The organism is Phyllobacterium sp. MT110 (assembly GCF_058792715.1).
Genome location: NZ_JBXAFE010000004.1, coordinates 332,361 through 346,819 on the forward strand (window position 1 = coordinate 332,361; position 14,459 = coordinate 346,819).

Annotated in this window: 13 protein-coding genes; 1 reads left to right on the top strand and 12 read right to left on the bottom strand. The window is 59.8% G+C overall.

Going from position 1 to position 14,459, the window contains the following annotated elements; all coding sequences use genetic code 11:
* Positions 1–20 precede the first annotated feature (20 nt).
* The 3 genes from AC1Q5O_RS19385 to AC1Q5O_RS19395 form a co-directional block, all read right to left on the bottom strand.
* On the bottom strand, positions 21–1,232 hold the full coding sequence (locus tag AC1Q5O_RS19385; protein ID WP_288194749.1) for an ABC transporter substrate-binding protein: 1,212 nt from the start codon (positions 1,230–1,232) through the stop codon (positions 21–23).
* Between the two features lie 122 nt (positions 1,233–1,354).
* Positions 1,355–2,251 carry a sugar phosphate isomerase/epimerase family protein gene (locus AC1Q5O_RS19390; protein WP_492565184.1) on the bottom strand — a complete coding sequence of 299 codons (897 nt, stop codon included), beginning with the start codon at positions 2,249–2,251 and terminating at the stop codon, positions 1,355–1,357.
* Between the two features lie 11 nt (positions 2,252–2,262).
* Positions 2,263–3,285: a Gfo/Idh/MocA family protein gene (locus AC1Q5O_RS19395; protein ID WP_492565186.1), complete on the bottom strand. Its 1,023-nt coding sequence runs from the start codon at positions 3,283–3,285 to the stop codon at positions 2,263–2,265.
* A gap of 164 nt (positions 3,286–3,449) precedes the next feature.
* On the opposite strand from AC1Q5O_RS19395, the gene AC1Q5O_RS19400 reads away from it, so the two are divergent.
* Positions 3,450–4,484, top strand: a complete 1,035-nt coding sequence (locus AC1Q5O_RS19400) for a LacI family DNA-binding transcriptional regulator (protein ID WP_492565188.1) — start codon at positions 3,450–3,452, stop codon at positions 4,482–4,484.
* Here AC1Q5O_RS19400 and AC1Q5O_RS19405 read toward each other — a convergent pair.
* The 9 genes from AC1Q5O_RS19405 to adh all read right to left on the bottom strand — a co-directional run bounded on the left by AC1Q5O_RS19405 (position 4,477) and on the right by adh (position 14,383).
* The gene (locus AC1Q5O_RS19405; protein ID WP_223615246.1) at positions 4,477–5,220 is read right to left on the bottom strand and encodes an ATP-binding cassette domain-containing protein; all 744 of its coding nucleotides are present in this window, start codon (positions 5,218–5,220) and stop codon (positions 4,477–4,479) included. The genes AC1Q5O_RS19400 and AC1Q5O_RS19405 overlap by 8 nt on opposite strands.
* A gap of 10 nt (positions 5,221–5,230) precedes the next feature.
* Complete coding sequence (locus AC1Q5O_RS19410) at positions 5,231–6,430, bottom strand: alanine racemase (RefSeq protein ID WP_492565191.1); 1,200 nt, start codon at positions 6,428–6,430, stop codon at positions 5,231–5,233.
* 11 nt (positions 6,431–6,441) lie between these two features.
* Positions 6,442–7,425 (bottom strand): ABC transporter permease, encoded by a 984-nt coding sequence (locus tag AC1Q5O_RS19415; protein WP_492565193.1) that lies wholly within the window; start codon positions 7,423–7,425, stop codon positions 6,442–6,444.
* 66 nt (positions 7,426–7,491) lie between these two features.
* Positions 7,492–8,556, bottom strand: coding sequence for a substrate-binding domain-containing protein (locus tag AC1Q5O_RS19420; RefSeq protein WP_464664089.1), 1,065 nt, complete (start codon positions 8,554–8,556; stop codon positions 7,492–7,494).
* 49 nt (positions 8,557–8,605) lie between these two features.
* On the bottom strand, positions 8,606–9,667 hold the full coding sequence (locus AC1Q5O_RS19425) for a substrate-binding domain-containing protein (protein ID WP_463013678.1): 1,062 nt from the start codon (positions 9,665–9,667) through the stop codon (positions 8,606–8,608).
* Between the two features lie 36 nt (positions 9,668–9,703).
* A complete protein-coding gene (locus AC1Q5O_RS19430; protein ID WP_492565196.1) occupies positions 9,704–10,963 on the bottom strand; it encodes a M20 family metallopeptidase in 1,260 nt (419 codons plus the stop codon).
* Positions 10,963–12,174 carry an ROK family transcriptional regulator gene (locus tag AC1Q5O_RS19435; protein ID WP_492565198.1) on the bottom strand — a complete coding sequence of 404 codons (1,212 nt, stop codon included), beginning with the start codon at positions 12,172–12,174 and terminating at the stop codon, positions 10,963–10,965. Before AC1Q5O_RS19435 ends, AC1Q5O_RS19430 begins: the two co-directional genes overlap by 1 nt.
* 273 nt (positions 12,175–12,447) lie before the next feature.
* The gene (locus AC1Q5O_RS19440; RefSeq protein ID WP_492565199.1) at positions 12,448–12,798 is read right to left on the bottom strand and encodes a DUF779 domain-containing protein; all 351 of its coding nucleotides are present in this window, start codon (positions 12,796–12,798) and stop codon (positions 12,448–12,450) included.
* 67 nt (positions 12,799–12,865) lie between these two features.
* Positions 12,866–14,383, bottom strand: coding sequence for an aldehyde dehydrogenase (gene adh, locus AC1Q5O_RS19445; RefSeq protein ID WP_492565200.1), 1,518 nt, complete (start codon positions 14,381–14,383; stop codon positions 12,866–12,868).
* Between the last annotated feature and the right edge of the window lie 76 nt (positions 14,384–14,459).

Sequence of the window (14,459 nt, forward strand, 5' to 3'; positions counted from 1 at the left end):
GTGCGAGGACAGGATTTGATCTACTTTTTCAGAACCACGTCGATCTGCTTCTGCGCCGCTGCCAAGGCCGTTTTCGGGTCGCTCTTGCGGGTGAGCGACGACTGTATGGCCGTGTAGATGGCCTTGGAGATTTTCGGCCATTCCGGATGCGGACCACGGTTGCGCGCATATTTCATGCTTTCCTCGAAGACCGCGTAGATGGCCGGTATTTTAGGGTTGTTGGACTGAATCCTCGCTGCGGGCAGAAAGCCGAAACGGTTCCAGACATCCGGCATCTTGCCGTAGAGAAATTCCAGCAGGATGAAGGCTTCCTTCGGGTGCTTGCTGTTGGCGAGAATGACATTGTCGCCCTCGCCCAGGGCCGAAGCCCGGGTGGCGCCCTCATGCGGAACCGGCAGCAGCGCGGCGCGGAAATCGAACTTCGCTTCCTTGCTCATGCGCGGCAGCTCCCATGGTCCGGAGATCGCCATGGCCGCATTTCCAGCATTGAAGGTGCCAGTCGAGTCGTATTGCCCGCGGATGAGCGTATCGGGCGAGGCCAGCTTCTCATCGAGCAGCTTGCTCCAGAACTGCAGCACTTTCACACCGCCATCCGTATCCACCTTGTTGTAGTCGCCGCCCGCCATTTGCAGCCACGGCAGAAACTGGAACGTTCCCTCTTCCGTTGCCACGGCGGAAAAGGCCATTCCATAAATGTTCTTTGCCGGATCGTTCAGCGTCTTGGCAGCAGCATAAAGCTCATCCCAGGTCCTGGGCGGCTTGTCCGGGTCGAGCCCCTTTGCCTTGAACATGTCGGCATTATAGTAGAGCGCCAGCGTGTTGGCACCGCGCGGAACACCATAGATCTTGCCATCCCATGTCACCGACGACAGCGGACCCGGAAAAATATCGTCCTTCCTGATCACCTTCGATTCCGCCAGCATCGGCGAGAGATCAAGAAGCAGTCCGCGCGAGGCGAAGAGCGCCACTTCGGGATTGTCGATATAGGTGACATCGGGCGATTCACCGGTTGCCGTGGCGCGCGCCAGATCATTGACCATGTCGCGGAATTGCACGGTTTTGACATTCAGCTTGATGTCCGGGTGCGCCTGCTCGAACTCGTCTTTCAGGAGATAGATATACTGATCCGGCCGGTCGATGGTCCAGATATCAAGCGTCACCGGCTCGGCATGCGCAGCCGTGCCCGACAGCATCAGTGCGGCAGCGGCAATCCAATGCGAAATGCTCTTCATAGGTTTCCTCCTCGTGTTGCTCGACACCGGCGTTGCGCTTCTTGGCGGCGCGTCTTTCCTAGTCGGATTTAATCTCCATCATCACCGGAACTCCCGTCCGGCAGCGGGCCCGCTCGGGGAAATCAGGGATTGGCGATGAAATCACCGCCACGGCTGTGTTTCAGATAATTCAGGGAATGCACCTGCCCGGTCATTTCCAGATCATTGCGATAGACCGGATCGTGCCAGCCCTCGATATCGATTGATCCCGACCAGCCGGCGAGGCGCAGTTCCGATATGACATCGGTCCAGTTGGTATCGCCAAATCCTGGCGAACGCATGAACACGAACTTCTCCTTGCCGAAAATCCCATGCTCGCGGATAACCTCCCAGCGGATCGTGGCGTCCTTGCCATGAACATGGAAAATCTTGGGTGCCCATTTGCGGATCTGCGGCAGGGGGTCGATGAGATAGACCATCTGGTGACAGGGCTCCCATTCGAGCCCGAGATTGTCGGCCGGCACTTCGTTGAAGATCATTTCCCAGGCATCCGGCGTATGGGCAATATTCCAGTCGCCGGTTGCCCAGTTGCCGTCCATGGCACAGTTCTCAAAGGCGAGCCTGACGCCCTTGTCGGCTGCTCGCCGCGAAAGTTCGCCCCAGACCTTCTTGAACTGGGGCAGACTGTCTTCAATCCGCTTGCCGCGCACGCGGCCGGTGAACCCGGCAATGGTGTTGGCGCCGAAGAGATGGGCATTGTCGATCAATGCTTCCCAGCCTTTCAACGTCTCACGATCAATATCGGTATCCTCCAGCGGATTGCCGAACATGCCGAGGGTCGAGATTGTCACATCGGCGTCGCCGATGGCATCCTTCAACTGCCCTGCGAGCGCCGGCAGGTCCTTGTTCATCACCTGCCAGAAGAACGGCTCGATGCTCTCGAAGCCATGCGGCAGGATGGTTTTGACATAGGCGGCAGGATCAGGCGCATTGCCTCTGATCATGGTGCCGATGCGGATCGATTGTGGCGGGTTGCTCATTCCGAATTCCTTCAGATCGTGATTTCAATACGCCGTCCGGTTTCGGCGCTTTGAATCGCACCGAACACCATGGCGAGGCTTTTGATATTTTCGGTCCCGGCCGTTTCCGGCGCGGAGCCGCCCCGGGTTGCCGCGATGAAATCCTGCATGACTCCGAGGTGACCGCCGATGCGGTGGGACGCATCAAGGGGAGGTATCTCGACGGCGGTCACCCCGGAGAACAGGCCATCCTTGCCGGAGGTGACGGCTTCGGCCCGTATGTCGTCATGCCCGTCCCAGACAATCGTTCCCTTGCTGCCGACGATGCGCCAGCTGCTTTCCCAGCTGGTCCGCAAGCCGTCGGCGCACCAGCTGCCGCGATAGGTGAAGACGGCACCATTGCTGAATTCGAAGATCGCGGCGGCGGAAGAACCCTGACTGTACCAGGAATTGCTTGGCTCCCACTCCCGGGCATAAACCGCGCTGGCGGCGTCCCCGGTGAGAAAGCGCGCCGCATCGAACGTGTGGATCGCCATGTCCAGAAACAGCACATGGTGCATCTCCTCGCGAAATCCGCCGAAATGCGGCCCGAGAAAGAAATCACAATGCAGGCTGGTCACATCACCAATGGCTCCAGAGGCAACAAGCTGGCGGATGCGACGGATTTGGGCAAGATAACGCCTGTTCTGCACAACCGCATGAATGCGTCCGGCCCCGTGTGCACGCCCGACGAGGTCCCGCGCCTCGTCCATGGTTTCAGCCATCGGCTTCTCCGACAGCACATGACAACCCGCGTCAAGCCCGACGGCCACGGTCGCATGGCGGGCGGCCGGAACGACGACGTCGAACAGGAGATCAGGGCTGGTCTTTGCCAGAACAGCGGAAAGACTGTCTGAGGCGATTGCCGCGCCGAGATCAAATTCTGCGATGCGCGCCTCCGCGCGCTCCCTCGCCAGGTCGACAACACCGACGATGTCGATATCGCCAATGGTCCGGACTGCCTCGAACCATGCTTTGCTCATGGCTCCGCAACCGACTAAAACGGCACGCTGCATTGTCTCTCCTCCCAACGAAATTCACCAGAAACCGGCTAAATCGGTTGCAAATGCCTTCCGTAAACGTTTACGATTTCATATCGGCGAATTATTTTTGTCAATCCCCCTTTCGGTGTTTTAAGAATGAAAGGGCATCAGCGCCGAGTCGCACAGGGAGAAAAAGCGTGAGCATCCGGGACCTTGCCCGCCATCTCGATATTTCGATCGGAACAGTTTCCCGTGCCCTCAACGGGAAGGCTGACGTCAATCAGGAGACGCGCGCGCGCGTGCTTGAGGCGGCCAAGCAACTTGGCTATGTGCCGAACCAGTCCGGCCGCAGTCTGCGACAGGGCACCACCAACACGATCGGCTTCATGATTGAATCAACCATCGAGACGGTCGACACCGGCGGCAGCTTCTTCATGCCTGTCTTCGAAGGCGTTCAGTCGGTGTTCCGGCGCCATCACCTCGACCTCGTCGCACTTCTGTGCGGCACCGACGAAGAGCCCGCCGCCTACCTCAACCGCGTGGTTGCGCGTCGCTTTGTCGACGGGCTGATCATATCGGCAACCACACGTCACGATCCCCGCATTGATTTCCTGCTGGAGCGAAAAATTCCCTTCATCACGCTGGGCCGCAGCGAAACAGCGGGCAATTACCCATGGATCGACCTCGATTTCGAAGGCGTTGCAACGGCCGCGGTCAGGCGGCTTGCCGGGCTGGGTCACAGCCGCATTGCCATTGCCGTACCAGCCAGCGACATCAACCTCGGCTACATCTTTCTCGATGCGTACAAACAGGCCCTCGCCGCCAGCGGCATAGCGTTTGATCCGGACTATGTGTTCCGGTCCCATGCCAACGAGGAAGGCGGCTACCAGATTGCAAGTGCCGTCCTTGCCCAGGGGCGAATGCCGACGGCCATCATCCTCGTCAATGAAAACATGGCCCTCGGACTGTACCGGCGCTTCTATGAGTCCGATATTCACCCGGGCCGCGACATCGCCGTCATCGGTTTCCGCGAGAGTACCCAAAGCCGGTTTCTGTCGCCCACGCTGACCTGTTTCAGGATTTCCCTGCGCGATCTTGGCATCAAGCTGGCGGAATCCCTGCTTTCAACCATGCCCGCTTATGAAGACCATTATCCGCAGGAAAGGGTGCAGCTCGTCTGGCCGCTGCAACTGATCCCCGGCGAGAGCGACAGGCACCAGCCCGTCAATTGACGCCGGTGATCATCGATACGATTTCGTTCTTGTCCGTCTCGGACGTCTTGCGGATACCGATCTGCTTCCCGCGCCGCAAAACACAGATGCGGTCGGAAAGCTTGAAGACCTGATCCAGACTATGGCTGATGATCAGCACACCGATGTTGCGGGTTTTCAACGATTGTACGATGGCTTCGACCTTGGCCGTTTCGGCCACGCCCAGCGCCGCCGTCGGCTCATCCAGCAGGATCAGCTTGCTCGCCCAATGGGTTGCCCGCGCGATCGCCACCCCCTGACGCTGCCCGCCGGACAAATCCCGGATCGTGGCATGGGCCGAAGGTATCCGCACATCCAGCTCCTGGACCAGCTTTTCAGTATCGCTGATCATCTTGCCGCGATCGAGCAGACCGAAGCGGTTGACCGGCTCGCGGCCGAGGAACATGTTCATGTAAACGGTCTGCTGGTCGGCGAGCGCCAGATCCTGGTACACGACTTCAATGCCATGGGCGCGCGCCATGCTGGCGCTTGCCATCGTCACTGTTTCACCCTCGATGGTGATCGTGCCGGCAGATGGGGCGTATACGCCTGAGATGATCTTGATCAGCGTGGATTTTCCCGCCCCGTTGTCGCCGACAAGAGCAACGATTTCACCGGGAAAGATATCCAGCGAGAAATTTTCAATGGCCGTCACGGCATCGAAATTCTTGCGGATGTCGGTCAGTTTGAGAACAGGTGACACGTCGGTGACAGTCATTCGATTTCTCCTATACAGGCCAGGCGGCGGTTTCACCGAAACCGTTTTCGATTGTCTCGACCTTGGGCGCACCTTTTGAAATACCGGACACGCCGACAATATAGGCGCGCGTCACGAAAGCCTGGCCGCGGAAGCCGAAAACGGCCGTATCGCCAGGGCGGGGTGAGTCGGGGGAAGTCGCGTCGATCATGGCGTAGTAATCAATGGCCGCGGGCGGCGGCACTTCAACACTGCGCAGCGCCGCGGCACTCACCGTCGGTTCGCGGCTTACAATCGCTCTCACGTCATAATCCGGGAAGATCGGGTCGATGTAGAAGCCGCCACCGAAGCAATAGGCCTTGCCGCCGGCAAGGTGCGATACCTCGGTCACATACAGTACGGCCGGAAGTTCCGGCAAATCCTCCATGACGTGAAGCGCCGTGGTTCCGTGCAGACCATTGCCCGGCTCGCATTGGGTGGCGCCCGCTTCGGCCAATGCGGCCAGCAACACCGACGATGTCGTTCCCGGCGCGTTCACCTCGACATTGGTCCGGCCCGCCTTCTGCAGGGCCTCGGCAGCCTTGGTGAGCGTTGCCAGATTGGGCGTGGGCTTCACCTTGCGCGCGGCATGATCGAACAGGAGTGCCGGGAATGTCGTGATGCCGGCGAAGCGGCCGCCCTCCACATCGTCTAGACAGTCGGCAACCCCGGCAATATCGTCCGCATCAAATCCGCCCTCATGCCCGCGATAGAAGGTGTCGCCTTCAGCCTTGATGCGGGCAAGCAGGTTCTGCGTGTAACCGGCAGCGCTGGCGCCCTTGCCGGCCTCCGCCGCTTTTTCCGTGTTGAACACAGTCCAGTAGTCCGGGCGAAAACGGGCAGCTGCAGCGGCGGCTTCATGACGTGCGACCTGCTGCAAATGGCCGAGATGCCCGAGCTTGAGGCCGGCATTGTGCACGGCCCGGGCACAGGCCATATCGACGGCAACGGCGGCATCGATACCGCCGCGCTTGATGGCACGGCAGAATGAACTGGACCGGCCGACCTGCTTGGTCATGCCGAAGATTTTCAGGCCCTGCCTGTCCGCTTCCGACTTGAGGACGCGCGCATTGGCTTCAACCGCGTCGAGATCAAGCACATAGGCATTGGCCGGAATGCGGCCTGCCTGATGCAGCTCGATTGCGCTTTCCACAAAGGCTGGGTTGCGGCGGCGTAGAATATCGAGAAACATGGAAAACTCCCTCAGCGCGACTTTTCACGCAGCGAAACCGCCACGGCAGCAAGAATGATGAGACCACGGACGATCATCTGGTCAGAGACGGACAGCCCCATCAGGATCAGACCGTTGTTCAGCATGCCCATCATCAGCGAACCGACCAGCGCACCGATGATGGAACCTTTGCCGCCGTTGAGCAGCGTTCCGCCGACGATGACCGCGGCAATGACCGTCATCAGATCGGTTTCACCCAGCGTGTATTTGGCGGCCTGCAGGCGGCCGGCATAGAGGAGGCCAGCCAGTGATGCCAGCACGCCGCTCATCATCAGGACCGTCAGGCGGATGCGTGGAACGCTGATACCGGATACGCTTGCAGCCCGGTTGTTGTCTCCCGTGGCAAGCACATGCGCCCCAAAGCGGGTATGGCGGTAGACAATGTGGCCGATGCATATGGCCCCCACCGTCCACCACACCAGCGAGGGGACGCCGAGCAGTGTTCCGGAGCCGAAAAAGCCGGTGAAGGTGCTGTTGGTCACCGGAATGGAGCGAAGATCGGTCAGCGACCGGGCAACACCGGCAAACAATCCCATGGTGGCAAGCGTCACCAGAAAGGACGGAAGTCTTACGTAAGCGACGAGAACGCCATTGACCAGGCCGATCAGCAGACCCGCACACAGGCCGGCGGCAATACCGGCCGTCATGCCGTAGCCGTTCATGGCAACTGCGCCCGCAAGCGCGGAGACGGCGACGATGGACCCGATCGAAAGATCGATTTCCCCGGCGGAAAGGACAAACACCAAGCCGATTGCCATGATGGTCACCGGCGCTGTCTGGAGCACAATATTCGACAGGTTGCGGACCGTCAGGAAGCCGCTGTCTCTCAGCACGATCGCAAAGAACAGAAAGATGGCGAGAAACCCGAGATAGACGACATATTGCTGTAGATTCGCCTTGCCCAGAAGGGACAGCGACCGTCCGGACGGCATCAGGCTTGGGTTGGTTTTTGACATGGTATCTTCCTCAAAGGAAAGTGAAACGGGAGCGGCCGATCCCTGCCGGGACGGCCGCCCGCACAGTCATTTCAATGCTTCGACGATGCTCTCGGGGGCGTCCTTGTTGAGCGAGGTCTTCCATCCCGCAAGGACGTTTTCTTTCGTCACAGCCAGTGAGTCGACGACCAGAAAGGGTTCGGCTTTCTTCCCGATCAGCGACCCCGCCGCAGCGCGCGCGGCGGTGCGGCCAATATTGTAAGCCTCGTCGGCAACGAGCGCGGTGAAGCTGCCGCCCTTGACCATGTCAAGCGCTGCCGGTTCATTCAGGTCGAGGGCGACAATCCGGGTGCTGGTATTGCCGGCAGCCTTGAGCGCCGCCAGAACATTGAGCGCCGGTTCGGCCCAGGTGACATAGATGCCGTCAAGATCGGGATGCTTGATCAAAAGGCCCTGGGCGATTTCCTCACTGCGCGCGGGATCGGCCATGCCGGCTTCGGCAACGATCTTCATATCGGGATATTTTGTCTCGATGGTTGTTTTGAATGCCCGATCCCGCTGATTGGTCACATAGAAATCGGCATCGTGATAGATGTAGCCGAGCTTCCCCTTCTTGCCGAGGGAGGCAGCCATGGCGTCGGCCGCCTTGCTGCCCATCTGGAACAGATCGTCGGAGACAATGGTCACATAGTCCTTGCCATGCTCGTATCCCGCCGGCGAATTGTCGATGAAGGCAAGCTTGACGCCGGCCTTGCGCGCGGGATCATAGACCGCTGCTGCGGTAGTCGGATCGACGGGCAGTGACACGATGATCGTCGGCTTCTTCGCCAGGACCGTTTCCACGTCGGATTGTTGGCGGGCACTGTCAAAGCTGGCATTGGTCTCCGCTACAATCGTGATGCCGAGCGCGGCGAATTCTGCTTCCGCCCCGCGATTGACCGCATTGGTGTATTCGCTCATCTCGTGCCAGACCAGCGCGGCGGTATAGTTGCCGTCCTTGATCTTCTGGACCTCGTCCGCGGTGAGGGTCACGCTGGCGGCGGGCGTCGGCTTTTCGCCATGCGGTCCGACGGTTACCCCTTCAGCCGCGAAGGCCTGCGTTGCGAAGATGCTGACAGCAAGCGCTGCCGATAATGTGAGAAATCTGGACATGACTGCCCCCTTGATTGGTTTGTCGAACGTTGAACCGTACTGCTTCGCGCTATTTCACGGCGTCGAGGATGGATTGCGGTGCATCGCGGTTGAGCGATTCCTTCCAGCCTGAAGCAATGGTCTCTTTGGTTACGGTCAATGCCGGAGCGACGATAAAGGGCGGCGTTGCCTGATTGAGCAGGGATTTCAGGCCTGTCGCCGCCATTGTGCGGCCAAGCTCGTAGGCTTTGTCGGCAACCAGCGCCGTCACGTTGCCGCCCTTGGCCATATCGAGCCCCACCGGCTCGGCAAGATCGAGCGTGACGATCTTCGTCTTGGTGTTTCCGGCAGCGCGCAAGGCAGCAAGCACGCCGTCGGCGGGCTCCGCCCAGGTCACATAGATGCCGTCAAGATCAGGGTTCTGCAGCAGCATCGCACTTGCCAGTTCCTCGGCGCGTGATGGATCCGAAATACCCTTTTGGGCAACGATCTTGATGTCCGGATAGTCTTTTTCGATTGTCGACTTGAACGCATTGTCGCGCTGGTTGGTGACATAATAGGTGGCATCGTGGAAAATCCAGCCAACCCTGCCTTTGCCGCCGATGGATTTCGCCAGGGCATCGGCCGCCTGCTTGCCCATCTGGAAGAGGTCATCCGTCACAATGGCAGCATAGTCGGAGCCTTGCTTGTAACCCGCCGGTACATTCGACAGGAACACAAGCTTGGTATGATCGGCAATCGCCTGCTTGAAGGCCTCGGCCGAGGTCACCGGATCAAGCGGCAGGGCCAGGACGACATCGGGCTTGGCGGCAAGCGCCGTTTCGATATCGCTGCGCTGGCGCGCGGCATCAAACCCGGCATCTGTCGTGACAACGACTTTCACTCCGGCGCGGGCAAACTCATCCTTTGCGCCAGCCGAAACGGCATTCACGAAATCCGATGATGTATGCCAGAGCAGGGCCGCCTTGTAGCCCTTGTCTTTCAGCGAGGCGAGATCGGCATCAGACAGGGTAATGGCGGAGCTTGGCGTTGCCGCTTCTCCCGACGGCCCGACTGTCTGCGCAAATGACGCAGAAGCCGACAGCAAGAAACAGGTCAGAGCCGTTGCATTCAGAAATCTTTTCACAAGCATTGGAATGTTCCCTTTTTATTATTGTGGTGTCGTTGGTCATTCAATAACGCCGCAGTATTCGGCGATAAAGCTGGCAAACGCGACGATTCCGGCCAGGTATTCCTCCACGTCGACGCGTTCCTCATAGGTGTGGCAGTTGCGGATATCGCCCGGGGCGCAGTACACAGCCGGCGTTCCCAGTTGATTGACGAAGAATGGTGACTCGGACCAGAAAGGCGCGCCCTCGATCACGCCGCGCCCCTGCATTGCATCGGCAACGGCCTTTGACAGCATTATAACCTCCGGCGCATGCCGGTCGATCTCGGCGGCGGTGCCGCCCAGCGGATGGTCGCGGCCCGCCGGATAGGAGATGTCGATCCTGATATCCGGATCGGTCACCGCGCCGCGAATGACGGCTTCCATCTCCGCTGCAGCCGTATCGAGGGATTCACCCGGTACAAGCTTGCGGATCAGCGAAAGCGTGCACTCCTCTGGAACAGCAATGAAGCCGCCGCCCTTCAGCCCGGTAATCAACAGGAAGCCGTGACCGATGAGGTCATGCTCCGCGCGCGCCGCCACCGCGTCAGAATGGTTCCACAGGGCCGACATGATGGCATGGCTCGCCTTCAACGCATCCTTTCCGAGCTCCGGCACGCCGAAATAAGCCGACTTTCCGGTTACCGTGATGTCGGCGATGAAAAAGCCGATCTGTGCCGAATAGACCGACAGCTGGGTCGGCTCGACATAGACGGTAAAGTCCGGCTTCGGGATGGCGCCTGCCTCGATGCGCGCGACATAATCCTTGATGCCCGCCGAGACGCCCGTTCCCGGCTGCCCGCTCTCCTCATCCCCGACAAAGGCGAAGGCGACATCCCCGGCTAGCCGGATACCGGCCTTGTCCAGCAGCGAGAGTGCGGCAAGCGCGGTGCATATGCCCGCTTTCAGGTCTCCGGCACCCCTGCCCCAGATTTGGCCGTCGATGACGGGAGCGGCGAACGGGTCCGCATGGGCGGTCCCCACCCAATGTTCGGCCCAACCATCGACATGGACCGTATCCGTGTGGCCGATGAACAGGAGCCGCTTTCCACCGCCATTGCCCCGGCGCTCGCCCCAGATATTCGGGCGCCCCGGCAGAAAATCAGCGGTTTCAATGGCGGTGAGCGGACGGGCGCGCATTTGTTCGTTCAGATAGGCAACAAAATTTGCTTCATTTCCGGTGATGCTGTTGCGCCCAATTGCACCCCGCAGCAGTGCCACGGCGTCATCGGCATCGAGAACCTCGCGTAACCGCGAGGCGAGATTGCTTGCATCCTTCATCATACAACCTCCCGCAATGTGACCGTGCTGGCGGGCGGAAGCGAGATACGGCTATCGGGCGCATCAGCACCGAAGAGCGTATTGTGCAGGTGCCCCAACCCTATGGCGGCAGCGCCGATAATGGCGGCACGCGACCCAAGCACACTGGCCTCGACATCGATCGGATAGGGAAAACAGCGTGGCAGCAGGTCTTTTACCCGCGACAGCATCTCCGGCCGCAGGCCTATTGAACCGCCGAGGATGACTTTTTCCGGATTGGCAATGGCCGCAATGGCGCCGATTCCGCGCGCAAGAAGGCGGGCAGTGTCATCGAGAACCCTGTTGGCATTGGCATCGCCTGCCGTTGCGGCCTCAAAAATAGCGGGCACACCCAATGATATCCCCGACAAGGCCTTATAACGCTCGATGATGCTCATCGAGGCGACCGCGCGCTCGAAGGCACCAGCGCTCAAGGATTCCGGATCGAACGGGTCGGAACCGAAGGGCAGAAAGCCGAGTTCGCCCGCCGCATGGATATTGCCGCGCACCAGCTGCCCGCCCACCATGAGGCCGCCGCCGATACCGGTTCCGAGCGCAATATAGGCAAGATTGTCGATGCCTTGCCCCTGGCCCAGCCAGTTCTCACCGATGACGGCAAGATTGACATCGTTCTCCAGCATGACGTCGACGCCGAACGCGCGTTCAAATGCCGTTGCCACATCCATGACGTCGAAACCGGCGATATTGGGCGCAAGCAGGATACGGCCGGTGTCGCTGTCCGGCGCACCCGGCGCACCGACGACGGCAAGCCTGATCTTCTCGCGCGGGATAGCCTGACGAGCGGCCGCCTGAAAACACATGTTGGCGATCTGGTCGATAACCGCCTGCCCGCCCCTCGGGTCCGTCGGCGCCGTATCCTCGGCAAAGACCTGGCAGGCCAGATCGACGATGGCTACGCGTACCTTCGTGCCGCCCAAATCAACGGCGGCGATGTAGGCTGCGCTTGGAATGAGCTCATAGGTGACCGCGGTGCGGCCGACGTGACCGCTGGTACGTCCGGTTTCCTGAACCCAGCCTTCCGCTTCCAGCTGGCGGACAATCTCCGAAATCGTCTGTTTCGACAGGCCTGTCTGCTTGGAGATCGAGGCCCGCGAAATCGGACTACCCTGCACGATAGCTTCGATTACAGCCCGCTGGGAGAACTTACGGGACAGGCGCACAGCTTCGTTCAACACAGCCTCACATATTTAGTTCGTTCTATCACCGAACTAATAACGTCTCGTCAAACTTGTCAAGCGTGCAACGCCAAAAATCGAACTATTGTTGTGGCAGGATGAAGAATGTCGACCGGGTGCAATTCAGGGGCATGGAGCCGTCGACAAGGACTGCCTATGGCGCGAAGCTGGTTGCCGAACCTTGTGGCGATATCCGGGCATAGGCGAGATCGGGTTGGGCAACCAAACCGGACGGACCGTGCCAGCCAGTTTTAATCAACTGACGGCTCACTATCTCGTCTCAAGCGGAGACACGACGCACACTTTCGAGCGCGTCAGGAACCGCACTTCGCGGCCATTGTCGAGCGAGAACATGCCGCCACGGCCCGGCACGACATCGATGATCAGTTCGGTATGTTTCCACACGCCATACTGGGAGGCGCTGATATAGACCGGTGCGCCGCCGATTTCACCCAGACAGACGTCCTGATCGCCGACGATGAAGTCCCCTTGGGCGTAGCACATCGGCGACGAGCCGTCGCAACAGCCGCCCGACTGGTGAAACATGATCGGCCCGTATTCCGCCTGCAGCGTCCGAATGAGATCGAGAGCAGCGATCGTGGCACTGACCTGATTTTGCATGATGCCTCCCCAATGGTGACACTGGCAGCGCCACGCAGGCGCCGCCAGCTTTGCAATGTCAGAGTGCTCAGAAGAATCCGAGCTTCTTCGGGCTGTAGCTGACCAGCATGTTCTTGGTCTGCTGATAATGATCCAGCATCTTCAGATGGTTTTCACGGCCGATGCCCGACTGCTTGTATCCGCCGAATGCCGCATGGGCCGGATAGGCATGGTAGCAGTTGGTCCAGACACGCCCGGCCTGAATGGCCCGACCGAAGCGGTAACAGGTGTTTGCATCCCGGCTCCATATGCCGGCACCCAGGCCGTAAAGCGTATCGTTGGCAATCGACAGCGCTTCGTCATTATCCTTGAAAGTGGTGACCGAAACGACCGGACCAAAGATTTCCTCCTGGAAAATGCGCATCCGGTTATGGCCCTTGAACACCGTCGGCTTCACATAGAAACCGCCGGCGAGATCGCCGGCCAACGCGTTGCGCTCACCGCCGGTCAACACTTCAGCGCCTTCCTGCTTGCCGATATCGATGTAGGACAGGATTTTTTCCAGCTGCTCGCCGGACGCCTGGGCACCGATCATCGTCGCGGGATCAAGCGGGTCACCCTGGACGATTGCCTCGACGCGCTTCAGCGCTCGTTCCATGAACCTGTCGTAGATGGATTCATGGATGAGGGCGCGGCTTGGGCAGGTGCAGACCTCGCCCTGATTGAGGGCAAACATGACGAAGCCTTCAATCGCCTTGTCGAAGAAATCATCATCCTCCGAGGTCACATCCTTGAAGAAGATGTTGGGTGACTTGCCGCCCAGTTCCAAGGTCACCGGAATGAGGTTCTGGCTGGCATACTGCATGATCAGGCGGCCGGTTGTCGTCTCGCCGGTAAAGGCAATCTTGGCAATGCGCGGACTGGATGCAAGCGGCTTGCCTGCCTCGAGGCCAAAGCCGTTGACGATGTTCAGAACGCCCGGCGGCAGGAGATCACCGATCAGTTCGGCCAGCACCAGAATGGAAGCCGGTGTCTGTTCCGCCGGTTTCAGCACCACGCAATTGCCAGCGGCCAGTGCCGGCGCGAGTTTCCAGATCGCCATCAGGAGCGGGAAATTCCACGGGATGATCTGGCCGACGACGCCCAGCGGCTCGTGGAAGTGATAGGCGACGGTATCATGGTCAATCTCGGAAATGCTGCCCTCCTGCGCCCGGATCACGCCAGCGAAGTAACGCAGGTGATCAATCGCGAGTGGCAGGTCTGCGGCGGTCGTCTCGCGGATCGGCTTGCCGTTGTCCCAGGTCTCGGCCTGCGCCAGCAGTGTCAGATTGTCCTCCATAACCTGCGCGATCTTGTTGAGGATGACGCTGCGTTCGGCAACGCTCGTGCGGCCCCACGCATCCTTGGCCGCATGGGCCGCATCGAGGGCTGCCTCGACATCGCTGGCGTCGGACCGGGCGATCTCGCACAGGACCTGGCCGTTCACCGGCGAGGTATTGTCGAAATACCGTCCCGACTTCGGCTCGACAAACTTGCCGCCGATGAAATTGCCGTAGCGTTTCTTGAAATTGGGTCGAATGGTGCGGTTGAATTCTACCTTGTTCATGGTGTTCCTCCCTGTTGCAGGGCCCTCCGCGCCGTGAAAACTTCGGAAAGGCCATCTGCACGCTGATTGATACCGC